This window comes from Streptomyces sp. NPDC058646 (assembly GCF_042716875.1).
Lineage (GTDB): Bacteria > Actinomycetota > Actinomycetes > Streptomycetales > Streptomycetaceae > Streptomyces.
Window position 1 is genome coordinate 26,168 of record NZ_JBHXRK010000041.1, and the last position, 23,778, is coordinate 49,945.

Here is a 23,778-nt window from a genome sequence, read left to right on the forward strand (position 1 = left end):
TCACACCTGCTTGTCGGGGTATGCCGCGCTCATGGTCATGAGCCGCATGAGGGATTCCTGGGTGGCTTCCGCGCGGTTGACCTCACCGGTGATCCGGCCTTCGGCCATGGTGTAGATCCGGTCGCACAGGCCCAGGAGTTCGGGGAGTTCGGAGGAGATGACGAGTACCGCCTTGCCCTGGGCGGCGAGTTCGGCGATGACGGTGTAGATCTCCGCCTTTGCGCCGATGTCGATGCCCCGGGTGGGTTCGTCGAGTATCAGCACGTCCGGCTCGGCGAAGATCCACTTGCTGAGGACGACCTTCTGCTGGTTGCCGCCGCTGAGTTTGCCGGTCTCCGCGAACACCGAGGGGGCCTTGATGTTCATGGTCCGCCGGAACGATTCGGCGATCCGCGCCTCCTCGTGCCTGTCGACCCAGCCCCGCCGGGCGACCTTGCCGAGGGCGCTCAGCGAGATGTTCCGGCTGATGTCGTCGTTGAGGTTGAGGCCGAGCTGCTTGCGGTCCTCGGTCACGTACGCAATGCCGTGCCCGATCGCCTCCGGCACCGTCCGGGTACGGATCTCCCGGCCGTCCAGCCGCACCCGGCCGCCGGTCCACCGCCCGTACGAGCGGCCGAAGACGCTCATGGCCAGTTCGGTGCGGCCGGCGCCCATGAGGCCGGCGATGCCGACGATCTCGCCTCGACGGACGTTGAGCGAGACGCCGTCGACCACCTTGCGCCGGTGGTCGATCGGGTGCTGGACGCTCCAGTCCTCGATCTCGAAGGCGACCTCGCCGATCTCCGCCCCTGGTGCCGAGTAGGGCTGCCGGTCGGGGTAGCGGTGTTCCAGGTCACGGCCGACCATGCCGCGGATGATCCGCTCCTCGGAGATGCCCTCGGGGCCGATCGCGATGGTCTCGATCGTCCGCCCGTCGCGCAGGATGGTGACGGCATCGGCGACCCGGGCGATCTCGTTCAGCTTGTGTGAGATGAGGATGCAGGAGATGCCCTGGGCCTTGAGCTCGAGGATCAGGTCGAGCAGCTTGCGGCTGTCCTCGTCGTTCAGGGCGGCTGTCGGCTCGTCCAGGATGAGCAGCTTGACCTTCTTGGCGAGCGCCTTGGCGATCTCGACCAACTGCTGTTTGCCCACGCCGAGATCGGCGATCCTGGTGTGCGGGCTCTCGTCGAGTCCGACCTGTCGGATCAGTGCGGCGGCGTGGGTCAGCGTCTTGGACCAGCTGATGACGCCCCGGGTGGCGTGCTCGTTGCCGAGGAAGATGTTCTCGGCGATGGACAGGTAGGGCACCAGCGCGAGTTCCTGGTGGATGATCACGATGCCGCGCTGCTCGCTGGCCCGGATGTCCCGGAACCGGCAGGGCTCGCCCTCGAAGTAGATCTCGCCCTGGTAGCCGCCGTGGGGGTGGACCCCGCTGAGTACCTTCATCAGCGTGGACTTGCCGGCGCCGTTCTCACCGCAGACGGCGTGCACCTCACCCGAGGCGACGGTGAGGTTGACCTCGGAGAGGGCCTTGACGCCGGGAAACGTCTTGCTGATCGACCGCATCTCGAGAACGGGTCGGGCCATGGTTGTGCATCCGTATCGTCGGGGCGGTGCGGCATCGGCCGGTCTCCCGGGCGTCGCACCGCCGTGTCGTCGTCGCCGACCCGTCGGCCGGGCTCCGTGGGCTACTTCAGCTGGTCCGCGGTGTACTGGCCGCTGTCCACCAGGACCTTCTGGTAGTTCTCCTTGTCGACGCTGACTGGCTGGAGCAGCTGCGCCGGTACGGTCTTGACGCCGTTGTTGTACTGGGTGGTGTCGTTGACCTCGGGCTTGCCGCCCGTCAGTAGCGCGTCGCCCATCTGGACCGCTGCCTTGGCCAGTTGGCGGGTGTCCTTGTAAACGGTCTGGGTCTGCTCGCCCGCGGTGATCGACTTCACCGAGGCCAGCTCGCCGTCCTGGCCCGTGACGACGGGAATGGGCTGGCCGGCGCCGTAGCCGACGCCCTTGAGTGAGGAGATGATGCCGATCGAGATGCCGTCGTACGGCGAGAGCACGGCGTCGACGCGTGCGGAGGTGTACGACTTGCTCAGCAGGTTGTCCATGCGGGACTGGGCGAGGCCGCCGTCCCAGCGCAGTATGGCGATCTGATTGAAGGAGGTCTGGCCGCTCTGCACGACCAGCTTCTTGTCGTCGATGTACGGCTTCAGGACGCTCATCGCACCGTTGAAGAAGAAGGTGGCGTTGTTGTCGTCCGGTGAGCCGGCGAACAGCTCGATGTTGAACGGGCCCTTGCCGTCCTTGAGGCCGAGCTTGTCGACGATGTAACTGCCCTGGAGGACGCCGACCTTGTGGTTGTCGAAGGTCGCGTAGTAGTCGACGTTCTCGGTGCCGCGGATCAGCCGGTCGTAGGAGATGACGGGGACGTGGGCGTCGGCGGCCTTCTGCAGCACGTTGGTGAGCGAGGAACCGTCGATGGCGGCGATCACCAGCAGCTTGGCGCCCTTTGTGATCATGTTCTCCACCTGGGAGACCTGGTTCTCCACGACGTTGTCACCGTACTGGAGATCGGTCTTGTAACCCTTGGCCTGGAACTCCTTGACCATGTTGTTGCCGTCATTGATCCAGCGCTCCGACGACTTGGTCGGCATCGCGATGCCGACGAGGCCGCCTTTGGCCTCCCCGCCACCCCCGCCCTCGCCTGCTCCGTTGGCGCTCTGGCCGCAGGCTGCCAGCGACAGCGTCAGGCCCAGGGTGACAAGGCCGGCTGAAAGCTTCCGCACAGTTCCTCCAGTGATGTTCCGCGACCGGCACGGTGCGACCCGGTTGGGAGAAGCCGGAAGCGGTCGAGCGGGGCCGACCCGGAGTCGTTTCCTCGCACTGTGTGAAGTCCGGGTTCGCGGCGGCTCCGGCCTGGCGATACCTGAGTGTTAACGCTCACAAGTGGTCCGTCAAGGGTCTGTTCGGATCGCTGTCGGGGCATACGTCCGGCGTGCGGGAGCGGATGTGCGCGGAAATTCCGGGAGCTGGACCACCGGCCCGACCCCGCTGCCCGTGTTCTGGTCACCCGCAGCTCGCACACCCTCGGCGTGGTCGGCTTCGACTCGACCCCGCCGTTCGACCAGGGCCTGGAAGACGTCGACGTGATCGCGTACCGGATCTCCGCCGTCAGTGCGGCGGCCCGGCGCGCCAGTTCTGTGCCCCACGCGGCCGTCGGTTCCAGCAGCCGGCCGAGGGTCCCATGGCGTCGCGACTCGGTCGCTTGTAAGACGACGTCGGCTGCGGGAACAGTGTGACGCCGAGCTGGCGGAGGGAATCGTGCCCGAGCTGTCCCGCCGCGTCATGAACGACGAGACAGAACTGCCCGGTCTCCTCCTCCACCACGGCCAGCCCGTCGCATACCTCACAGGCCGGGCCGCCCACCAGGCGCCCACCACCTACCGGGGCGAGGACGAGACCGACGCCCGCGACGCCTTCGTCATCGCGGACCCGGCCCGCGTCCGCCGCGGCGTGAGCATGTTCCGGCCCGGCGACGACATTGCCCTCGACCTGCGGGTTCTCACTGCACGGCGTCTGGGCGTGGTCCACGACCGGAGCCGCCGGATCAACCGCCTGCGGGGCCCAGCTCCTGGAGTTCTTCCCTGTACTGGAACGGGCCCTGGACCTGACGAAGGAGGGCCCCGCCATCTTGCTGACCGCCTACCGGACCCCGGCCACGATCCGCCGCATGGGTGTCCGGCGGCTGGAGGGCATGGCTCCGTAACCGTAAGGTCGGCGGGGCGGCCGCGCTCGCAGCCCGGGCCGTGGAAGCTGCCCAGAACCAGATGACCGCCCCGCGAGGCGAAGAGCTGGGCACCGAGCTCGTCGCCCGCTCGGTAGCCGCCCACAGCGACGAAGCGGCCGAACTCGACGGCCGAATCGAGACCCGGTTCCGCCGGCACCAGGACGCCGAGGTCATCCTCGCGATGCCCGGCATGGAACGCACTCTTGGAGCGGAGTTCGTCGCCGCGACCGGCGGTGAACTCACCGCCTTTGCCGGCCCCGACCGCCTGCCCGCGTTTGCCCGCCTGGCACCCGTCCCCTGGGACTCCGGGACGGCCAGCGGGAACCTGCGCGGACGCCGCCGCTACCACCGCGGCCTCCAGCGGGACCTCTACCTCTCCGCGCAGGTCAGCGTATTCTTCTGCCCGGTCTCCAAGGCGTAATGAGACCGGAAGGGGAAGGAAGGCAAAGGGTACAGCGAGCAGTTCTCACCCTCGCTCGGCGCCGCCGCAATGTCCTCTGGGTCATGATCCGCGACCACGCGCCCTTCCAGGCCGCCCCAGTCCGCGGCCAGAGCCGTTTGGCTTCAGGTGGGCAGTGCGGTCCCGGTACGGGTCGAGGTCGTTTGCTGGGCCTCGACTTCATCAGCTCCCCTTGCAGTTGACCGTCCTGATGTTGTTTCAGTGATCCGACGGATTCTTGCAGAAAATCTTGACAGTCACTCAGGCCCCTGGTCTCCTGCCTCCAACGCTCATGTGCGAGCTGCAAATTGTTAGCGCTAACAATCCTCCGTCGTCCCCCACCACCCTCAGGGGCCACACCTTGTCGCCGCTGCGCCGCGCCGTGCGGCCGGATCCGCAGGTGCCGAGGGCAGGTCGCCCCTGCCCAAACCGTGTGACAGCTCATCCGGTCACAAAGGAGATCTCACATGCGCAGACAAAGTTCCAGCCGCAGCCGCCTGTCCGCGGTGCTCGCCGCCGCGGTCGCGGCCCTGGCCACGTTGGCGGCGCTGCTCGTCGCCGGCCCGGCTCAGGCGGCCACCACCAGCGACTTGCGCGGTGTTGCTTCCGGCCGCTGTCTCGATGTGGCGGGCTTCAGCCAGTCCGACGGCGCAAACGTGCACATCTGGGACTGCCACGGTGGAATCAACCAGCAGTGGACGTTGACGGACAGCAGCCAGCTGACCGTGTACGGCAACAAGTGCCTGGATGTCCGGGGCGGCGCCACCACGTCCGGGACCCCGGTGCAGATCTGGACGTGCAACGGTAGTGAGAACCAGCAGTGGCGGGTGAACTCCGACGGCACGATCGTCGGCGTGCGGTCCGGGCTGTGTCTGGAGGTCTCGGGCTGGGGCACGGCCAACGGCACGGGGGTGCAGACCTGGTCGTGCCACGGTGGCAGCAACCAGAAGTGGACCGGCCTGTCCGGGGTGAGCAACGCGTGTGCTCTTCCGTCGGCCTACCGGTGGACCTCGACGGGTCCGCTGGCGCAACCGGCGAACGGGCAGCTGGCCCTGAAGGACTTCTCCACCACCACGTACAACGGTAAGCGCCTGGTCTACGCGACCACCTCCAACGGAACGGCGTGGGGCTCGGCGGCGTTCAGCCCCTTCACGAACTGGTCGGACATGGGGGCGGCCACCCAGACCAGGATGAACGAACCCGCGGTGGCGCCCGAACTGTTCTACTTCGCGCCCAAGGACGTCTGGGTGATGGTGTCCCAGTGGAGTCAGTGGCCGCTCTACTACCGCACCTCCAGCGACCCCACCAACCCCAACGGCTGGTCCGCCGCGCAGCCGCTGTTCACCGGCAGCCTCCCCGTGGGACCCGGGGACCGGAGGGACGCCCCGATCGACCCGACCATGATCGCCGATGACCAGAACATGTACCTGTTCTTCGCCGCCGACAACGGCAAGATCTACCGGGCGAGCATGCCGATCGGGAACTTCCCGGGCAACTTCGGCTCCTCGTACACGACGGTCATGAGCGACGCGACGGACCTTCTGTTCGAGGCGCCGGAGGTCTACAAGGTCCAGGGCCGGAACCAGTACCTCATGATCGTTGAGGCGCAGGGTTCGAACCGCTACTTCCGCTCGTTCACCGCCTCCAGCCTGAACGGTCCGTGGACCGTCCAGGCCGGCAGCGAGAGCAGCCCCTTCGCGGGTCAGGCCAACAGCGGTTCCACCTGGGCCAAGGGCGTCAGCCACGGTGACCTGGTCCGCAACAACCCCGACCAGACCATGACCATCGATCCCTGCAACCTGCAGTTCCTCTATCAGGGCCTCCCCACCACCACACCGGAGAACACCGACTACCTGAAGCTGCCGTACCGGCCGGGTCTGCTCACCCTGCAGCGCTGATCCGTCTGAACCACGGCGCTCGCGATGTGGTGCGTTCCGCCGACGTGCAGCCGAGCGGTTCATGGCGTGGGCAGCTCCACCTGCTGACCCACGCTCACCGCACCGAGGAACCCCAGCCGGGCATCGGCTGGGGTTCCTCATCCTGTACCGGCGGTCAAGGCGTAGCGGAGCCGGGCCGTGGAACGCCACGGCCCGGCTCCGGGGCGCTGCGGCTCAGCGGGCGCCGAGGAGGTGTTCGAGGGCGAGCTGGTCCAGCTGCTCGAAGGCCATGCCGCGGCGGGCGGCGGCGTCGACGTCGAACTCGTCGAAGGCGGACGGGTCGGCCAGCAGCCCGGCCAGGCCGTCCGCGGCGGTCGGGAGGGCCAGTTCGGGCAGCCGGGAGGCGGCGAGCGCGGCCCGGACCTCCGGATCGGACCGGAAGGCGTGGGCACGCTCCGCCAGGATCAGGTAGTTGCGCATGCAGCCGGCCGCCGAAGCCCAGACGCCGGCGGAGTCCTCGGTGCGCGGCGGCTTGAAGTCGAAGTGACGGGGGCCGTCGTAGCCGGCCGACTCCAGCAGGTCGACCAGCCAGAAGGCCTGGCGCAGGTCGCCCGCACCGAAGCGCAGGTCCTGGTCGTACTTGATGCCCGTCTGGCCGTTGAGGTCGATGTGGAACAGCTTGTCGTGCCACAGGGCCTGGGCGATGCCGTGCGGGAAGTTCAGCCCGGCCATCTGCTCGTGGCCGACCTCCGGGTTGAGGCCGACCCGCTCGGGCCGCTCCAGCTCGTTGATGAACGCCAGGGCGTGGCCGATGGTGGGCAGCAGGATGTCGCCGCGCGGCTCGTTGGGCTTGGGTTCGATCGCGAAGCGCAGGTCGTATCCCTGGTACTCGACGTACTCGCCCAGCAGGTCGAAGGCCTCCTTCAGTCGGTCGAGGGCGGAGCGCACGTCCTTGGCCGCGCCCGACTCCGCGCCTTCGCGGCCGCCCCAGGCGACGTAGACCGAGGCGCCGAGTTCCACGGCCAGGTCGATGTTGCGGATCGTCTTGCGGAGCGCGTACCGGCGCACGTCCCGGTCGTTCGCGGTGAAGGCGCCGTCCTTGAACACCGGGTGGGTGAAGAGGTTGGTGGTGGCCATCGGGACCTTCAGCCCGGCCGTGTCGAGTGCGGTGCGGAAGCGCTTGACCGCCTGCTCGCGGGCGGCCTCGCCGGCGCCGAAGGGGATCAGGTCGTCGTCGTGGAACGTGACGCCGTAGGCGCCGAGGCCGGCTAGCCGCTCCACGCTCTCGACGGGGTCGAGGGCGGGTCGGGTGGCATCGCCGAATGGGTCCCGGCCCTGCCAGCCGACGGTCCACAGGCCGAAGGTGAACCTGTGCGCGGGGGTGGGGACAAGCGGGTCGCTGGTCAAGAGGCGCTCCGGATCTGGGGCCGAGGGCTATTTGTAATGGCGAAGAACAAATTAGTATGCGGACATGCCAGAAGGAACCCCACCGGAGGAACGCATGTCTGCTCAGCGTGTCGTGATCGGTGTCGACAGCTCGACCCAGGCCACCAAGGCCCTCGCCGTCGACCTGGACACCGGCGCCGTCCTGGGCGAGGGCCGCGCCGCTCACGCCGTCAGCGCGGGCGCCGAACGCGAGAGCGACCCCGAACAGTGGTGGCGGGCGCTCGGCGAGGCCATGGCGGGCACCGGCTGGGCGGATCGCGCCGCCGCCTGCTCGATCGCCGGCCAGCAGCACGGCCTGGTCACCCTCGACGCGGCCGGACCGCCGGTGCGCCCGGCGCTGCTCTGGAACGACGTCCGCTCCGCCCCGCAGGCCGCCGAACTCGCAGCCGCGTTCGGTGCGGCAGAGCTCGCCCGCCGCACCGGAAGCGTCCCCACGGCCGCCTTCACGGCCGCCAAGTGGGCCTGGCTGCACACGAACGAGCGCGCCGCCGCCGACCGCGTCGCGGCCGTCCGGCTTCCCCACGACTTCCTGACGGAGCGCCTGACCGGTGAGGCGGTGACGGACCGCGGTGACGCGTCGGGAACCGGCTGGTGGGGCCCGGACGGTTACGACCAGGACGTCCTCGGCTGGATCGGCCTCGACCCCGGGCTGCTGCCGCAGGTCCTCCCGCCGGGAGCCCGGGCGGGTGTCGTCCGAGCCGGGATGCCGCTGCGCAGGGGCGCACTGGTGGCGACCGGGACCGGTGACAACATGGCCGCCGCCCTCGGGCTGGGCCTGACCCCTGGACGTCCGGTGCTGAGCCTCGGTACCTCCGGCACCGTCTACGCCGTCGGCCGGACCAGGCCCGCCGACCCGGGCGGAACCGTCGCCGGCTTCGCCGATGCCCTCGGCGGCTGGCTGCCGCTCGCCTGCACGCTCAACTGCACCCTCGCCGTCGATCGCTTCGCCGCCCTCGTCGGCCGCGACCGGGAGGACGTCGAGGGAGGCGGCACGGCGGTGGTGCTTCCCTACCTGGACGGCGAGCGCACCCCCGACCTCCCGGGTGCTTCCGGCCTGGTCCACGGCCTGCGCCACGACACGACGCCGGGCCAGCTGCTCCAGGCCGCCTACGACGGCGCCGCCCACGCCCTGCTCGCGGCCCTGAACGACGTGCTGCGCGCCGGAGGCGAGAGCCCCGCCCCCGGCGAACCACTCCTGCTGATCGGCGGCGGAGCCCGCGGCAGGGCCTGGCAGAGGACCGTCCTGCGACTGTCCGGGCGAGCGGTCCAGGTGCCCGAGGCCCGGGAACTGGTCGCGCTCGGGGCCGCCGCCCAGGCCGCCGCACTGCTCACCGGTGAGCCTGCCGATGCCGTCGCCCGGCGCTGGCGGACCGCCGAGGGCCGGGTACTGGAGCCCGTACCCCGTGACGACGACACGCTCGAACGGATCACCAGTACGCTGCGGCGGGCGGGGGCCTTGCAGGAGGTCATGCCGGGAGAGCGATAGGAGGGTCGGGCCGATGACGGGGACCGGCAGGGGGAGCGGGGGCGCGGAGGCCGCGCCCGCCTCGCAGCAGGGGATGCGCCGGCGGAACCTCGCGGTGGTGATCGGCGTGGTCGCCGCGCACGGCCCCCTCTCCCGGGCGGACGTGGCCGGGCACACGGGCCTGACCAGGCCGGCCGTCTCCTCCATGGCCGACGAGCTCATCGGTCGAGGAGCGCTGACCGAGACGGAGACCGCGCCCAGCGGACGGGTCGGCCGCCCGGGACGGGCGCTGGCCCTGAACGATCGGGGTCCCGCGGGCCTCGGCCTGGAGATCGGCGTCACCCGTCTCGCCGCGTGCGTCGTGGACCTGCGCGGTGAACCCCGGGTCTGGCGTCGCGTGGAGCGGGCCAACGCGGGCCGGCCGGCCGGAGAGGTGCTGGCGGAGGCCGCCGCGCTGGGCGCCGAGGCGGAGTCCGAGGCCGCGGCCCTCGGCCTGCGCGTCGAGGGCCGCGTCCTGGCCGTGCCGGGGGTGGTGCCGAACGAGCCGGGCGGACTGGTCGCGAACGCTCCCAACCTCGGCTGGCAAGCCGTCCGCCCCGCCGACCACTGGCCCGACCCCGACACCGCGCCCGAGCCGGAGAACGAAGCCAACCTCGGGGCGCTGGCCGAGCAGTGGTACCAGGGAAACCCCGCCGGGACCTTCGTACACGTCTCCGCCGAGGCCGGAATCGGTGCCGCACTGGTCATCGGCGGGCAGCTGTTCCGGGGCGCCCGCGGCTTCGCGGGCGAACTCGGCCACCTGCCCGTCCACCCGGAGGGCGCCCGTTGCGCCTGCGGGGCGCGCGGTTGCCTGGAGCAGTACGCGGGCGAAGCGGCCGTGCTGCGCGAGGCCGGGCTGGGGCGCGTCGGCGACCCGGTGGCCCTGCTGGCCGAGCGGGCGGGAGCCGGGGACGCGGCGGCCCTGCGCGCCCTGGACCGCGCAGGACGGGCCCTGGGCCTCGCCCTCACCTCGGCGGTGAACCTGATCGACCCGGACGGCCTCGTTCTGGGCGGCGCCTACGCCGAACTCGCCGACTGGCTCCTCCCGTCCATACGCGCCGAACTGGCCGCCCGGATCACCGTCCGGCCCTGGACCCCGGAGGCGGTACGACCCTCCGCCCTGGGGCGCCGCGGACCGGTGCTGGGCGCGGCCTGGTCGACCGTCCGAGAGATCATCGCCGATCCCACTCGCCTGCCGGCCCGGTAGTGCTGTGACCGCGTGGGTTCGCCGGCCCGGTGGCCGCCGTTCCCCGGTGCACCGGGGCGGTCAGTCGTCTATCGCGCTCGCAGCGAGTCGCCGCTCGGACAGGCGGCCGGCCACTGTTCCACGGCCGTGATGTGGACGGTCGCGGCCGGTGCCAGGATGCGCGGACCGTGCCGGGCTTCAACTGGTTCACAGTCCCAGTGCCAGCCGGTAGTAAGCCTGGTTCCAGCGGAGATCGCGCCGGAACTGCTTCGGGGTGGTGGCCTCGTCGATGAGGGCGAGCTCCAGGCGGAGCATTTCCGCCAGGTCGTCGAGGTGGTCGGAGGTCAGGGCGGTGCTGAGGACGGTGTGGTGCGGTCCTCCGGCCGTCAGCCAGGATTCGGTGGAGGTCCGCAGGTCGGGGCGGGGCCGCCAGACCGCGCGGGCGACGGGCAGTGCGGGCAGCGGGTGAGGGGGTGCCACCACGTCGATGTCATTGGCGATCAGGCGGAAGCGGTCGCCGAGGTCGGCGAGCCCGACCACCACGGCCGGGCCGGGTGCCGCGTCGAACACCAGCCGCACCGGGTCCTCCCGCCCGCCGATGCCGAGGGGGTGGATCTCGCAGCTGGGCCTGGAGGCGGCGATGGTGGGGCAGACTTCCAGCATGTGCGCGCCGAGGATGAGCTCGTTGCCGGGTGTCAGGTCGTAGGTGTAGTCCTCCATGAAGGAGGTGCCGCCCGGGAGGTCGGCGGCAGCCACCTTGAGGGCGCGCAGCAGGACGGCGGTCTTCCAGTCGCCCTCTCCTCCGAAGCCGTACCCCTGGGCCATGAGCCGCTGGACCGCGAGGCCGGGCAGCTGGCGCAGTCCGCCCAGGTCCTCGAAGTTGGTGGTGAAGGCCCCGAAGCCGCCCGTTTGGAGGAAGGTGCGCAGGCCGGCTTCGATGCGGGCCGCGTAACGCAGCGCGTCGTGCCGTTCGCCGCCCGGTCGCAGTTCCGGCGCCAGGTCGTACAGGTCGGCGTACTCCTCGACGAGCAAAGCCACGTCGGTCTCGTCCGCGCTGTCGACGACCTTCACCAGGTCGTTGACGCCGTAGGTGTTGACGGAGACGCCCAAGCGCAGCTGGGCCTCGACCTTGTCGCCCTCGGTGACGGCCACGTCGCGCATGTTGTCGCCGAAGCGGGCGACCTTGAGGGTGGCCAGTTCGGATCGTGCGGCGGCCGCCCGCGCCCAGATCGCGACGCGTGCGCTCGTCTCGGGATCGGTGACGTGGCCGGCCACCGTTTTGCGGGGTACGCCCAGACGGGTCTGGATGTGCCCGAACTCGCGGTCTCCGTGGGCAGCTTGGTTGAGGTTCATGAAGTCCATGTCGATGGTGTCCCAGGGCAGGGCCACGTTCGACTGGGTGTGGAGGTGCAGCAACGGCTTGCGCAGCGCGTCCAGTCCGGCGATCCACATCTTGGCCGGCGAGAAGGTGTGCATCCAGGTCATCAGCCCGATGCACCGGTCGTCGGCGTTCGCGTCGAGGCACACCCGGCGGATGGCGTCGGCGTCGGTCAGTACCGGCTTCCACACCACGCGCGCGGGAATGCCGGAGGCGTCGGCCAGCGCGGCGGCGATCTGCAGCGACTGTTCGGCGACCTGCTTCAGCGTCTCCTCCCCGTACAGGCCTTGGCTGCCGGTGAGGAACCAGATTTCCTGGGCGGGGGATGTTCGGCTGGGCACATGGACTCCTGAAGGTGACGTCCCGCAACGGTGGTGAGGGCGGCGGGCGGGTGGGAATTGCGGGAACGGACAACGGGGCGGGGGTCAGCCCGCGGTGTGGGTCGTGTCGCGGATGTGTCTGAGGCGGTGCAGCAGGCCCCCCGTGGCGAAGTGGTCGTGCAGGAGCCGGTATTCGGCGAAGAGGGCGTCGTACGCCTCGGCCCGGGTGGCGTCGGGCAGGTAGACGGCCGGCAGCCGGCGGCCCATGGCGGCGGTGGCCGTCCGTACGTCGCCGTGCGCGCCGGCGGCTACGGCGGCGTGGATGGCCGACCCGAGGGCGGGGCCCTGGTTGGACGCGGCCAGGGATACGGGGCGGCGCAGCACGTCGGAATAGATCTGCATCAGCAGTTCGTTCTTGGCCAGTCCGCCGGCGACGATGAACTCGTGGACCGGTACGCCGCCTGCTTCCAGGGCCTCCACGATGACGCGGGTGCCGAACGCGGTGGCTTCGAGCAGTGCGCGGTAGACGTCCTCGGGGCGGGTCGCGAGGGTGAGACCCACGATGACTCCGGAGAGGTGGTGGTCGACGAGGACCGAACGGTTGCCGTTCAGCCAGTCGAGGGCGACCAGTCCGTGGCCGCCGACCGGCTGGCCGGCGGCCTTCCGGGTCAGCAGGGTGTGCAGGTCCTCGCCGCGGTCGGCGGCCTCGGCGAGGTAGTCCGGCGGGACGCCTTGGTCCAGTACCCAGGCGAAGATGTCGCCGACCGCGCTCTGGCCGGCCTCGTAGCCGTAGGTTCCCTCGACGATCCCGCCGGCCACGACACCGCAGATGCCGGGGACGTCGGCGAGGACGGGGGAGTTCACGACGTGGCAGGTGGAGGTCCCCATGATGGCGAGCAGTTGTCCGTCCTCGACTGCCTGGCCCGCCGACGCGGTGACATGGGCGTCGACGTTGCCCGCGGCCACGGCGATGCCGGGGCGCAGCCCTGTCCACGCTGCCGCCTCCGTACTGAGCGAGCCCACTCGTGATCCCAGAGCGGAGAGGGGGAATTCGAGGCGGGTGCGTGCGAAGTCGGCGAACCGGGGGTTTAGGGCGGCCAGGTACTCCTCGCTCGGGTAGGCGCCGTCCTGGTGGATGCCCTTGTATCCGGCGGTGCAGGCGTTGCGGGACTCGGTTCCGGTGAGCTGCCACACGATCCAGTCGGCGGCCTCGATCCACCGCGCGCAGCTGTCGTAGACGAGCGGGTCTTCTTCCAGGACCTGGAGCGCCTTCGCGAACTGCCACTCGGCGGAGATCCGACCGCCGTAGCGGGCGATCCACTTCTCCCCGCGGGCGTGGGCGAGTTCGTTGATGCGGTCGGCATGGGACTGGGCGGCGTGGTGCTTCCACAGCTTGGGCCACGCGTGGGGCCGTCCGGCGAGCTCGGTCTCGGAGAGGGGAGTCCCGTCGGCCAGCGTGGGCAGGACGGTGCAGGCGGTGAAGTCGGTGGCGATGCCGATCACCGCGGCGGGATCGATCCCGGCCGCCGCCAGGGCCTGCGGGACGGCGCGACGCAGTACGTCCCGCCAGTCCTGGGGGTGTTGCAGGGCCCAGTCCGGAGGCAGCGGCGCACCGCCTTGCGGCAGGTATCGGTCGATGACGCCGTGCCGGTAGGGGTGGACCGCCGCGGCCAGCTCCTGACCGTCGCGAACCCGTACCACCACGGCGCGGCCCGACAGGGTGCCGAAGTCGACACCGACCGTGTACTGCTCCGATTCCTCGGAAGGAGGGGCGGGCGCGAGGAGATGGGGTGACGTCAACAGAGTGCCTTTCGAAGGAGCCGTGGGCGGCACGCGGCGCGGCCCGGCAGCCGGAGATGCCGTCCCGACCATCCTGGCGGTCGGCGGAGGATCCGATGAGCTTGCAGTGTGAGCGCTAACAATGTCGAGAGGCAAGGGGTCTGCGTGGATCATGTGGGAGACCCTCATGGTGCGGCGGCCTTCGTATACGGGGCCGCGACTCGATATGCCTTTGATGCGAGGCGGTTTGAGGTCTCCGATTCGGGTAGGCGGGGTCGATGGTCGCGCGAACGGATGGAGTCCGCGTTGTTGTCGCACGTGACGCGGTAACGGACAGGTAACGCGGCGCAAAGGGGTTGAGAACCCGGCTTGTTAGCGCTCACAATGCGACGGCGCCCCCTCACGGGCATACCGCTCCTATCGCCCCGCCCCCGCCCCCGACCCCGACCCCCGCCTCGGCCCCGCCACGCCCATGACCACGGGCGCAGCCCGGCACCGGCCGTGCGGAGCCTCATCCGTAGCCCCCGAAAGGACACCCGTCATGGCTCGCAGAGCAGCCCTCGTCCTCACCGTCGCCCTTCTCGCCTCCTCGGCGCTGACCGCCTGCTCGACCGAGGGCCCCACCTCCGCCCCGGCCTCCGGGGCCAAGACGGGCTCCGGCGGCACGATCACCATGGGCTTCGCCCAGGTCGGCGCCGAGAGCGGTTGGCGTACCGCCAACACCAAGTCCGTCCAGGAGGCGGCGAAGAAGGCCGGGATCGAGCTCAAGTTCTCCGACGCGCAGCAGAAGCAGGAGAACCAGATCAAGGCGATCCGCACCTTCATCCAGCAGAAGGTCGATGTGATCGCCTTCTCGCCGGTCGTGGAGTCCGGCTGGGACACGGTGCTCAAGGAGGCCAAGGACGCGGGCATCCCGGTCATCCTCACTGACCGGGCCGTGGACACCAAGGACACCTCCCTCTACAAGACCTTCCTGGGCTCGGACTTCGTCAAGGAGGGCAAGTCCGCGGGCGAGTGGCTGACAGGCGCGTACGCGAACGAACAGGGCCCGGTCAACATCGTCGAGCTCCAGGGCACCACGGGCTCAGCACCCGCCAACGACCGCAAGGCCGGCTTCGCCGATGCCATCCGTGCCGACGGCAAGTTCAAGATCGTCGCCTCGCAGACGGGCGACTTCACCCGCGCCAAGGGCAAGGAGGTCATGCAGGCGTTCCTGAAGTCCCAGAAGGACATCGACGTCCTGTACGCCCACAACGACGACATGGCCCTCGGCGCCATCCAGGCCATCGAGGAGTCCGGCAAGAAGCCCGGTACGGACATCAAGGTGATCTCGGTGGACGGAATCAAGGACGCCTTCGTCGCCATGACCGAGGGCAAGATCAACGTCGTGGTGGAGTGCAACCCGATGCTCGGCGACCAGCTGATGGAGCTGGCCAAGAAGGTCGTGGCGGGGGAGAGCGTGCCGACCCGGGTCGAGACCCAGGAGGGCGTCTTCCCGCAGGACAAGGCTGCGGCCGCCCTGCCGTCCCGGAACTACTGACGCGACAGGTTTTGGTGCCGGAGGAGGCCCGGCTCCGGTGCCTCCTTCACCCTCCGGAGCCCGCTCCACCACCCCACACATGAGAGGAGGGCGGATGACGCATCCGTCCACCCCGCCGGCCACGGGCGCCGGCGGCCCGCGGCCGGTCCTGGAAGCCCACGGCATCCGCAAGCGCTTCCCGGGCGTGCTCGCGCTCGACGGAGTCGCCCTGCGCCTCTTCCCCGGTGAGGTGCATGCCCTGATGGGCGAGAACGGCGCCGGGAAGTCCACCTTGATCAAGGTACTCACCGGTGTCCACCCCGCCGACGGCGGCGCCATCCTCGTGGACGGCCGGCCCCACGCGTTCACGGACCCTCTCCAGGCACAACAGGCCGGAATCAGCACCGTTTATCAGGAGGTCAACCTCTGCCCGAACATCTCGGTAGCCGAGAACATCCTCATCGGGCGCGAACCGCGCCGGTTCGGTCTCATCCACTGGTCCGCGATGCGGCAGCGGGCGGCAGAGCTGCTGACGGAACTCGACCTCGGTCTGGACGTCACCAGTCTGCTCGATTCGCACTCCCTGGCGGTGCAGCAACTGGTCGCCATCGTCCGGGCGGTGGACGTCTCGGCGAAGGTGCTCGTACTGGACGAACCCACCTCCAGCCTGGATCGCGAGGAGGTCGCCCAGCTCTTCACCCTGGTGCGGCGCCTGCGGGACCGCGGTGTGGCCATCCTGTTCGTCACGCACTTCCTCGACCAGGTATTCGACCTCTGCGACCGCGTCACCATCCTGCGCAACGGCCGGCTGGAAGGCGAGTACCCGATCGGGGAACTCACGCCGGTGACGCTGGTACAGCGCATGATCGGCGGAGAACTGGCCACCCTCGACCAGCTGTCCGGCCGTGCCCCCGAGGAAGCGGCCGAACGGGCGGCCGGCGAGCCGTTCCTCCAGGCCCGACAGCTGACCCGTACGGGCTCGATCGAACCGTACGACCTTGACATCCATCCCGGCGAGGTCATCGGACTGGCCGGCCTCCTGGGCTCGGGCCGCACCGAGGTGGCGCGCCTCCTGTTCGGCGCGGACAGCGCGGACGCCGGAGAAGTGAGCATCGAGGGCGAGAAGGTGGTCCTGCGCAGCCCCCGCCACGCCATCGCCCGGGGCATCGCGTTCTGTTCCGAGAACCGCAAGTCCGAGGGACTGGTGGGCGAGCTCACGGTCCGCGAGAACATCGTCCTCGCCCTGCAGGCCGCCCGCGGCTGGACCAGGCCGCTGGCCCGTGCGAAGCAGGACGAACTGGCGCGGCACTGGACAGAGGCCCTGGACATCCGCCCCGCCGACCCCGAAGCCCAGGTGCGCCACCTCAGCGGAGGCAACCAGCAGAAGGTCCTCCTCGCCCGCTGGCTGCTGGCCGCACCCCGGCTCCTGATCCTCGACGAACCCACCCGGGGCATCGACATCGGGGCCAAGGCGGAGATCCAGAAACTCGTTGCCCGCCTGGCGGGCGAAGGCACCGCCGTGCTGTTCATCTCGGCGGAACTCGAAGAGGTCCTGCGCCTGAGCCACCGCATCGCCGTGCTCCGCGACCACCGCATGGTGGCCACCCTCGTGAACGACGACACCGTCACGCCCGAACGCCTCCTCACGACCATCGCCACCGGAACGGACTCATGACCACCCAGCCCCCCAAGTCCGAGGCGGCCGCCGCGATCGGGAGACGGCTGGCCGGCCACCGTCTGCTGTGGCCCGCGCTCATCCTGCTCGCCCTGCTCCTCGGTAACCTCGCGTTCCACCACGACTTCTTCTCCGTCCGCGTACGCGACGGCCATCTCTACGGCAGCCTCATCGACATCCTGCAGTTCGGTGCGCCACTCATCCTGGTGGCGCTCGGCATGACCCTGGTCATCGCCACCCGCGGGATCGACCTCTCGGTGGGTTCCACCGTCGCCATAGCCGGCGCCCTCGCCTGCGGGCACATCTCCACCGCCGCGCATCCCGGCAGCGTCGCCACCATGCTCACGGCCGTCGCCCTCGCGCTCGGCGTCGCCCTCGTGCTGGGCCTGGCCAACGGCTTCCTGGTGTCCGGGCTGGGGGTGCAGCCCATCGTGGCCACCTTGATCCTCATGGTCGCGGGCCGCGGCGTCGCCCAGCTGATCACGGACGGCCAGATCTTCACGGTGACCAGCGCCCCCTACAAAATGATCGGCGGGGGTTACTGGCTGACCTTCCCGTTCGCCGTCCTCCTGGCGGCCGCCCTCGTCGCGCTCACCGCCTTCGTCACCCGCCGCAGCGCACTCGGCCTGCTGATCGAGTCCGTCGGCGGCAACCCCGCGGCCAGCCGCCTGGTCGGCATCCGGGCCGGCGGCCTGCTCGCCCTGGTCTACGTCTTCAGCGCCCTTTGCGCCGCCGTCGCCGGACTGATGATCAGCTCCAACGTCTCCAGCGCCGACGGCAACAACGCCGGCCTGTGGATCGAGCTCGACGCGATCCTCGCCGTCGTCGTCGGCGGCACCGCACTGACCGGAGGACGCTTCTCCCTCGGCGGCACCGTCCTGGGCGCCCTGATCATCCAAACCCTGTCGACCACCGTCTACACCCTCGGCGTCCCACCCGAGACCACCCTCGTCTTCAAGGCCTTCGTCGTCATCGTCGTCTGCCTCGTGCAGGCCCCGGTCTTCCGGGCCAAGGTCCTGCGCCGCCGCAGGACGACCACTCCCCGATCCCACACCACGGCGGGCGCCGCCCCGCTGCAGCAGGAGGTACGCGCATGAGTACCGGCATCGCGAGCGCCGCCGCGCACCTCACCCGCCCCTTCGCGACCGTGTCCCCGCGCACCCGCACCCGTATCCCACTGATCGTCACGGCTGTCCTGCTGGCCGTCATGTTCAGCGTCGGATCGGTGCGCTACGAGGGCTTCCTCTCGGCGCAAGTCGTACTGAACCTGCTGATCGACAACGGATTCCTCCTGGTCGTCGCGGTCGGGGCGACCTTCGTCATCCTCACCGGCGGCATCGATCTGTCCGTCGGCTCCATGGTGGCCCTGTCGACCATGCTCACCGCTTGGCTGGTCGAGTCGCACGGCTGGCCCCTGGCCACCGTCATCCCCCTGGTCCTGCTCGTCGGCGCCGGGAGCGGGACGCTCATGGGCTGGATCATCCACACCTTCGAGATCCAGCCGTTCATCGTCACCCTGGCCGGCATGTTTCTCGCCCGCGGGCTCTGCTACACGATCAGCACCGAATCCATCACGATCAGCGACCCCACGACGGTGGGAATCGCGCAGACCCGGCTGTACGGCCCGGGAGGACTGTTCGTCTCGATCCCGGTGGTCATCGCCCTGGCCGTGCTGGTGATCGCCTTCGTCGTCCTGCACCACACGCGCTTCGGCCGCAACGTGTACGCGCTGGGCGGCAACGAGTCCTCCGCTCGGCTGATGGGTCTTCCGACGGGCTCCACCAAGATCGCCGCATACGCCGTCAGCGGCCTGTGCTCCGCACTCGGCGGCCTGTTGCTGACCTTCTACATGCTCTCCGGCTACGCCCTCCACGCGATGGGCATGGAACTCGACGCGATCGCCGCCACCGTGATCGGCGGCACGCTGCTGACCGGAGGCTCCGGTTTCGTCCTGGGCACCGCCCTCGGCGTGCTCGTCCTCGGCACGATCCAGACGGTGGTCAACTTTCAGGGCACGCTCAGCTCCTGGTGGACCCGGATCGTCGTCGGTGCCCTGCTGCTCGTGTTCATCGTGCTGCAACGCCTGATGAGCGGCCGCCGCCCCGCCGCCGACTGACTCCGGCTCCGCAGCCCACCCGCCCGTGCCACCGCGTTCGCGTGCCGCGATCACAGCTTGGTCCCGGCGCGCATCCGGTGGACCGACTTCCAGGGAATGCCGTCATGGAACACGCATACGAATCTGTCGACCAGGCCGCCGAGCCCAGGCAGACGGCCGCCTGTCCGCGGACGGCCCGCCCCCTGCGTCTGAACGATGGCGGAACGGGGGAGAGGTGGCGGTTCGGCTTCCCCGGCAGGGCCCGTGCCGAGGTCCACACGCGCGGCGCCCGGCTCCGTTCACTGATCCTGCCGGACCGCTGGGGCCACACCGCTGACGTGGTGCTCGCGCCCCGCGACCCCGCCGCCTGCGAGGGTTCCGCACGCTACTTCGGTGCGACGGTGGGCCGTTACGCCAACCGCATCGCACGCGGCGGGCTCGTAGTCGACGGCGTCACCCACCGGCTCGCCACCCAGGAGACCGGGCACACATTGCACGGTGGTCCCGACGGGTTCGACCAGCGCCTGTGGCGGTGCGAACCCTTCCACTCGGCGCACCGCACCGGTGTCCGTCTGTTCTTGCACAGCCCCGACGGCGACCAGGGATTCCCCGGTGCCCTGAACGTGCGCCTCACCTACACGCTGGACCGCGACGACAACCTGACGATGTCGTACCAGGCGGTCGCCGACGCCCCGACGATCGTCAACCTCACCAACCACGCCTACTGGAACCTCGAAGGGGAGGGGCGCGGCAACGTCCTGGCCCACCACCTCCAGGTCGCGGCCCCCCTCTACACCCCCGTCGACGCCGAGTTGATCCCCGACGGCTCCCACCGCCCGGTCAGCGACACCCCGTTCGACCTCCGCCGGCACCGGCGTCTCTCCGACGCCTTGACCCATACGGAGGCGCAACTGGCCCTCGCCGGCGGAGGCTTCGATCACAACTGGGTCCTCGACGACGCCCGGCGAGACAGTCCTCGTAAGGCCGCTGTGCTGTACGCCCCCGCATCCGGCCGCCGCATGGAGGTGCGCACCACGGAACCGGGCATCCAGGTCTACACCGGGCAAGGCCTGACCGGTGACATCACGGGCAAGGCAGGCAGGCCGTACCACGCCTACGCGGGGGTCGCGCTGGAGACCCAGCACTTCCCGGACTCCCCGAACCGCCCCGACTACCCGACGGTCGTCCTGCGCCCGGACGAGCTGTACCGGTCGACCACGATCCACAGTTTCACCACGGTCGCCGCCTGAGAGGGGCGGCGGCGGCCGTAGCCGCTGTCCGGTGCCGGGGGGCACCGGACAGCGGCTTTGGTGCCTGTGCCCGGTTTCCCGCGTACGAAGGTGCCCCCGCGGACCCGGCCTCCTGCGAGAGGGGTCAACCGCCGGGCGCGTGGGGGTCATTCGCCGGGGGGAGCGATCCTGCGGGCCGTGCTGGCGCGCACGATGAGCTCGGGCGCCAACACCAGGTGGGTCGACTCGTCGGTCCTGCCCTCGATGTGGTCCAGGAGCAGCCCGATGCTGTCGCGGCCGAGCGAGGCGAAGTCCTGGCGGATCGTCGTCAGCGGGGGCGGGAAGAACTCCGCCTCGGGGATGTCGTCGAAGCCGGCGACCGCCACGTCCTCGGGCGTCCGCAGGCCCGCTTCCCGCAGGGCCCGTAGGACACCGAGGGCCATCTGGTCGTTGGCGACGAACACCGCGGTGAGGCCGGCTCCCTGCCCTCGTGATGCCAGGACCCGCCCCGCCAGCTGCTGGCCGGCCTGGTATCCCGACAGCGGACTCCAGTCGCCGCGCAGCACGGGCGGCACCTCGGCGCCGGCATCGCGCAGCGCGTCCTCCCACCCCTGTGTGCGTGCCTCGCTCTCGAGCCAGTCGGGGGGGCCCGCCACATGCCACACGGTGGCGTGGCCAGACGCGAGAAGGTGCTCCGTGATCATGCGGGCGCCGAGGTTCTGGTCCAGCGACACCCCCGGCAGGTCGAGGGTGTGGCCGCCTTCCACGGTGACCACGGGGCACGGTGCTTCCAGTGCCGCCAGGGCGCGTACCGCGGCGCGTTGCGGAGTGACGGCGACGATCCCCTCCACGCCCCACCCGGCGAGGTGCTGCATGGCCTCGGAGAGGGCCGTCTGCGTGGCGGTGCGGAGCGTGACGGCGGACGTCAGGTAGCCGCGGTCCCGAGCCGCCTCCTGCACTCCCGCCACGGTACTGGCGGGCCCGTGCAGAGTGGTGTTCACCGCGATGACGCCCAGCGTGTGGGTCCGGCGGGTGGCCAGAGCCCTGGCCGCCGAATTGCGGCGGTACCCCAGCTGCTCGATGACCTGAGTCACCGCGGCCCGGGTCTTGGCGCTGACGTTCGGGTGGTCGCTGAGCACCCGCGAAACGGTCTGATGGGACACGCCGGCGACGCGTGCGACGTCCGTCATCGTGGGCGCTCGCGAGACGTCTGGGAGCTGGGTCAACTCTCTTCCTTTCCTCATCGAGCGGCCTTCCCTCAAGGTACCGAACCAGCCGCGGCCCGCACACATCTCGGACCGACCGGAGGATTGTCGACCAGGTGTAGATGTTTGCGCTCACATTATGCAGCGTTGATCGCATGCTGTGGGCAGGAATCTCCTCGTACCCTCTTGAGATTGCGGCTTGTTAGCGCCCACAATCTGATCGGGGCGGCCGAGGTGGGCCAGCCGCGATGTGCTGCGGCCCCGATCAGTCCAGTCCACTCATGCGCGACCGCGGGGGCCTGCCGGGCAGCGGTCCCGGAGAAACCCGCCGCGCATGCCGGAGAGATGGTGAGACGTAGTGAGCGAGACCTTCCTGGGGGACCTCCGTCGTGAGGTCCTCGCGGCCAACCTGCGCATCCTGGAGGCCGGTCTGGCCACCCTCACCTGGGGAAACGTCAGCGGAGTGGACCGAGACGCGGGCGTCTTCGTCATCAAGCCGTCCGGCGTCTCCTACGCCGACCTCACCGAGGAGGACCTGGTGGTGGTGGCGCTGGAGGACGGGCGGGTCGTCGGGGGACGCCTCAGGCCGTCCACCGACACCGAAACCCATCGGTGCCTCTACCGGGCCTTCCCCTCCATCGGAGGCGTCACCCACACGCACTCGACGCACGCCGTCGCCTTTGCTCAGGCGCGCCGCCCGATCCCCGTACTCGGCACGACGCACGCCGACACCTTCAACGGGCCCGTTCCCGTGACGGAGGACCTCACTGCCGAGCAGTGCGCGCGGGACTACGAGTACAACACCGGACAGGTGATCGTCGCCCGGCTCGACGGGGACCCCCGGCTGGCCGACGAGGTCCCCGGAGCACTCGTTTCACGACACGGACCCTTCACCTGGGGTGCCACCGCGAAGGCGGCGCTGGAGAACGCCATCGTCTGCGAGGCCGTGGCGGAGATGGCGCTGCACACGCTGGCGCTGGGGTCCCGCCTCGGGGAAGCCTCCGAACCGCCGAAGCATCTGCTGGAGCGGCACTTCACCCGTAAGCACGGACCGGACGCCTACTACGGCAACGTCCCGCACACCCCGAGCGTCTGAGAGGATGGTTTGTGAGCTGTTGTCCATTGCTGGGTGAGGCTGGGAGGGTGCTGCTGTGATGTCGATGTCGACCTGTAGTTGGCCGTTCCGGCTCCGAGTCGGCCAATGGGCGGACGCGTGACGGGGCATGCGGAGGTCTCTCATGGGCTTGTGGCTAATGCGAACGACTCGGACGACCCGCTCCAGCTGCTGATGGGCCTGGATGTCAGCGCCGTGTCTTTCGTGCGCGACTACGTCGAGCTGCACTTCGATGGACCGATTCTGCGGGCCTTGGGCGACCCCTCGGGCGTGTACGGGGGCCGCGAGTGGCGCTTTCCCGCACCAGGTTCGCTGGATCTCATGCGCTGCTACATCGGCAAGACCGACGGCTATGAACTGGATCCAGATCGGATGTTCGACTTCGCACCATCTCGCGCGCCAAGCGCTGACGCCGTCCGGGCCCCCTGAAAGGGGCGGTCCACCGAGCCGCCATCGGTACTGGTCTCGCTCGCCAGCGCTGGCCGTACCGTGCGGCACGCCCGTGACCACGGCCGTTTCGCCGTCAACATCCTCAGCTGGCAGCAACGGGACCTGATGGACCGCTTCGCCCGGCTGCCGGCGGCGGAGCGCTTCCAGGGCGTCCCGCACCGGCACGAAGAGGGCTGTCCGGTGCTGGAGGGGACGGCCGCCACCGTGGTGTGCCGGCTCGACCAGGCTCCCACCGCGCTCGATCACACCCTGCTGATCGGCCGTGCCTTGTGGACCACACAGGACCCCGACGCCCGGGCCCTGGTGCTCTACCAGCAGCAGCAGAACGCCGTGACCGGCTGACCTCCGCCCCCCGCCCTGCGGCCCACCTGCCGTGGCCCGGGCTCCCGCACGCACCCGCACCCACGTCCGACAGGAATGAACATGAGCATCTTCGCCACCATGGAATCAGAAGTCCGCAGCTACAGCCGGGCCTGGCCCACCGTGTTCACCACCGGACGCGGCGCCGTGCTGCACGACGAGTCAGGACGGTCCTACATCGACTTCTTCGCCGGCGCCGGCGCCCTCAACTACGGGCACAACCCGCCCGAACTGAAAGCCGCGCTGCTGACGTACCTGTCCGGCGATGGCCTCACGCACGGCCTCGACATGCAGACGGCGGCCAAACGCGTCTTCCTGGAGCAGCTGCGGGACCTGATCCTCATACCGCGCGGCCTGGACTACCGCGTCCAGTTCCCCGGACCCGGCGGTACCAACTCGGTCGAGGCCGCGCTCAAGCTCGCCCGGAAGGTCACCGGGC

At 70.0% G+C, this 23,778-nt stretch carries 19 protein-coding genes and 1 pseudogene; 14 read left to right on the forward strand and 6 right to left on the reverse strand.

All coding sequences use genetic code 11. The features are described from left to right. The gene (gene mmsA, locus ACFWUZ_RS33285) at nt 1–1,566 is read right to left on the reverse strand and encodes a multiple monosaccharide ABC transporter ATP-binding protein (RefSeq protein ID WP_069918248.1); all 1,566 of its coding nucleotides are present in this window, start codon (nt 1,564–1,566) and stop codon (nt 1–3) included. Nucleotides 1,567–1,667: 101 nt separating this feature from the next. Further along, a complete protein-coding gene (chvE, locus tag ACFWUZ_RS33290; protein ID WP_069918247.1) occupies nt 1,668–2,762 on the reverse strand; it encodes a multiple monosaccharide ABC transporter substrate-binding protein in 1,095 nt (364 codons plus the stop codon). A gap of 559 nt (nt 2,763–3,321) precedes the next feature. Between chvE and ACFWUZ_RS33295 the strand changes: the two genes are divergently transcribed. The 3 genes from ACFWUZ_RS33295 (at nt 3,322) to ACFWUZ_RS33305 (ending at nt 6,100) form a co-directional block, all read left to right on the forward strand. Next, on the forward strand, nt 3,322–3,807 hold the full coding sequence (locus ACFWUZ_RS33295) for a transposase (RefSeq protein WP_384381401.1): 486 nt from the start codon (nt 3,322–3,324) through the stop codon (nt 3,805–3,807). Continuing rightward, the gene (locus ACFWUZ_RS33300) at nt 3,804–4,184 is read left to right on the forward strand and encodes a transposase (RefSeq protein WP_384381369.1); all 381 of its coding nucleotides are present in this window, start codon (nt 3,804–3,806) and stop codon (nt 4,182–4,184) included. The genes ACFWUZ_RS33295 and ACFWUZ_RS33300 overlap by 4 nt, the downstream gene beginning before the upstream one ends. Nucleotides 4,185–4,669: 485 nt before the next feature. Continuing rightward, nucleotides 4,670–6,100, forward strand: a complete 1,431-nt coding sequence (locus tag ACFWUZ_RS33305; protein WP_384381371.1) for a non-reducing end alpha-L-arabinofuranosidase family hydrolase — start codon at nt 4,670–4,672, stop codon at nt 6,098–6,100. Between the two features lie 213 nt (nt 6,101–6,313). On the opposite strand, the gene xylA is transcribed toward ACFWUZ_RS33305, so the two are convergent. After that, nucleotides 6,314–7,486, reverse strand: coding sequence for a xylose isomerase (gene xylA, locus ACFWUZ_RS33310; RefSeq protein WP_069918243.1), 1,173 nt, complete (start codon nt 7,484–7,486; stop codon nt 6,314–6,316). Nucleotides 7,487–7,580: 94 nt separating this feature from the next. Here xylA and xylB point away from each other — a divergent pair, with 94 nt between their 5' ends. After that, nucleotides 7,581–9,011, forward strand: a complete 1,431-nt coding sequence (xylB, locus tag ACFWUZ_RS33315) for a xylulokinase (RefSeq protein ID WP_384381373.1) — start codon at nt 7,581–7,583, stop codon at nt 9,009–9,011. Between the two features lie 13 nt (nt 9,012–9,024). Beyond that, nucleotides 9,025–10,236 (forward strand): ROK family protein, encoded by a 1,212-nt coding sequence (locus ACFWUZ_RS33320; RefSeq protein ID WP_384381375.1) that lies wholly within the window; start codon nt 9,025–9,027, stop codon nt 10,234–10,236. A gap of 186 nt (nt 10,237–10,422) precedes the next feature. On the opposite strand, the gene araA is transcribed toward ACFWUZ_RS33320, so the two are convergent. Together araA and ACFWUZ_RS33330 are read right to left on the reverse strand one after the other, a co-directional pair. Beyond that, entirely contained in the window at nt 10,423–11,934 is a 1,512-nt protein-coding gene (gene araA, locus ACFWUZ_RS33325) for an L-arabinose isomerase (protein ID WP_384381377.1), read from the reverse strand. 84 nt (nt 11,935–12,018) lie between these two features. Beyond that, the gene (locus ACFWUZ_RS33330) at nt 12,019–13,713 is read right to left on the reverse strand and encodes a ribulokinase (protein WP_384381379.1); all 1,695 of its coding nucleotides are present in this window, start codon (nt 13,711–13,713) and stop codon (nt 12,019–12,021) included. A 520-nt stretch (nt 13,714–14,233) separates the two neighbouring features. Here ACFWUZ_RS33330 and ACFWUZ_RS33335 point away from each other — a divergent pair. The 5 genes from ACFWUZ_RS33335 (at nt 14,234) to ACFWUZ_RS33355 (ending at nt 20,231) form a co-directional block, all read left to right on the forward strand. Further along, on the forward strand, nt 14,234–15,232 hold the full coding sequence (locus tag ACFWUZ_RS33335) for an ABC transporter substrate-binding protein (protein WP_069918238.1): 999 nt from the start codon (nt 14,234–14,236) through the stop codon (nt 15,230–15,232). Between the two features lie 94 nt (nt 15,233–15,326). Next, nucleotides 15,327–16,886: a sugar ABC transporter ATP-binding protein gene (locus tag ACFWUZ_RS33340; protein ID WP_384381382.1), complete on the forward strand. Its 1,560-nt coding sequence runs from the start codon at nt 15,327–15,329 to the stop codon at nt 16,884–16,886. Next, nucleotides 16,883–17,983 (forward strand): ABC transporter permease, encoded by a 1,101-nt coding sequence (locus tag ACFWUZ_RS33345; protein ID WP_384381384.1) that lies wholly within the window; start codon nt 16,883–16,885, stop codon nt 17,981–17,983. The genes ACFWUZ_RS33340 and ACFWUZ_RS33345 overlap by 4 nt, the downstream gene beginning before the upstream one ends. Further along, nucleotides 17,980–19,002, forward strand: a complete 1,023-nt coding sequence (gene yjfF / locus ACFWUZ_RS33350; RefSeq protein WP_079153942.1) for a galactofuranose ABC transporter, permease protein YjfF — start codon at nt 17,980–17,982, stop codon at nt 19,000–19,002. Before ACFWUZ_RS33345 ends, yjfF begins: the two co-directional genes overlap by 4 nt. A 104-nt stretch (nt 19,003–19,106) precedes the next feature. Continuing rightward, nucleotides 19,107–20,231, forward strand: a complete 1,125-nt coding sequence (locus ACFWUZ_RS33355) for an aldose epimerase family protein (RefSeq protein ID WP_384381386.1) — start codon at nt 19,107–19,109, stop codon at nt 20,229–20,231. A gap of 146 nt (nt 20,232–20,377) precedes the next feature. Here the strand turns inward: ACFWUZ_RS33355 and ACFWUZ_RS33360 are convergent, their stop codons facing one another. After that, the gene (locus ACFWUZ_RS33360) at nt 20,378–21,454 is read right to left on the reverse strand and encodes a LacI family DNA-binding transcriptional regulator (RefSeq protein WP_384381388.1); all 1,077 of its coding nucleotides are present in this window, start codon (nt 21,452–21,454) and stop codon (nt 20,378–20,380) included. A 319-nt stretch (nt 21,455–21,773) separates the two neighbouring features. Here ACFWUZ_RS33360 and araD point away from each other — a divergent pair, with 319 nt between their 5' ends. The 4 genes and pseudogenes from araD to ACFWUZ_RS33380 form a co-directional block, all read left to right on the forward strand. Then, entirely contained in the window at nt 21,774–22,511 is a 738-nt protein-coding gene (araD, locus tag ACFWUZ_RS33365; protein WP_384381389.1) for an L-ribulose-5-phosphate 4-epimerase AraD, read from the forward strand. A gap of 150 nt (nt 22,512–22,661) precedes the next feature. Beyond that, entirely contained in the window at nt 22,662–22,958 is a 297-nt protein-coding gene (locus ACFWUZ_RS33370; protein WP_384381391.1) for a hypothetical protein, read from the forward strand. A gap of 21 nt (nt 22,959–22,979) precedes the next feature. Beyond that, nucleotides 22,980–23,321: pseudogene (locus ACFWUZ_RS33375) on the forward strand (flavin reductase family protein); the annotation flags it as partial. An 81-nt stretch (nt 23,322–23,402) separates the two neighbouring features. Beyond that, the coding region (locus ACFWUZ_RS33380) for an aminotransferase class III-fold pyridoxal phosphate-dependent enzyme (protein ID WP_384381393.1) at nt 23,403–23,778 on the forward strand (376 nt) is incomplete at its 3' end.

Coding starts and splice junctions, on each gene's coding strand:
- mmsA (WP_069918248.1), bottom strand. CDS start 1,566: ATGGCCCGACCCGTTCTCGAGATGCGGTCGATCAGCAAGACGTTTCCC.
- ACFWUZ_RS33295 (WP_384381401.1), top strand. CDS start 3,322: ATGAACGACGAGACAGAACTGCCCGGTCTCCTCCTCCACCACGGCCAG.
- ACFWUZ_RS33300 (WP_384381369.1), top strand. CDS start 3,804: ATGACCGCCCCGCGAGGCGAAGAGCTGGGCACCGAGCTCGTCGCCCGC.
- ACFWUZ_RS33305 (WP_384381371.1), top strand. CDS start 4,670: ATGCGCAGACAAAGTTCCAGCCGCAGCCGCCTGTCCGCGGTGCTCGCC.
- xylB (WP_384381373.1), top strand. CDS start 7,581: ATGTCTGCTCAGCGTGTCGTGATCGGTGTCGACAGCTCGACCCAGGCC.
- ACFWUZ_RS33320 (WP_384381375.1), top strand. CDS start 9,025: ATGACGGGGACCGGCAGGGGGAGCGGGGGCGCGGAGGCCGCGCCCGCC.
- ACFWUZ_RS33335 (WP_069918238.1), top strand. CDS start 14,234: ATGGCTCGCAGAGCAGCCCTCGTCCTCACCGTCGCCCTTCTCGCCTCC.
- ACFWUZ_RS33340 (WP_384381382.1), top strand. CDS start 15,327: ATGACGCATCCGTCCACCCCGCCGGCCACGGGCGCCGGCGGCCCGCGG.
- ACFWUZ_RS33345 (WP_384381384.1), top strand. CDS start 16,883: ATGACCACCCAGCCCCCCAAGTCCGAGGCGGCCGCCGCGATCGGGAGA.
- yjfF (WP_079153942.1), top strand. CDS start 17,980: ATGAGTACCGGCATCGCGAGCGCCGCCGCGCACCTCACCCGCCCCTTC.
- ACFWUZ_RS33355 (WP_384381386.1), top strand. CDS start 19,107: ATGGAACACGCATACGAATCTGTCGACCAGGCCGCCGAGCCCAGGCAG.
- ACFWUZ_RS33360 (WP_384381388.1), bottom strand. CDS start 21,454: ATGAGGAAAGGAAGAGAGTTGACCCAGCTCCCAGACGTCTCGCGAGCG.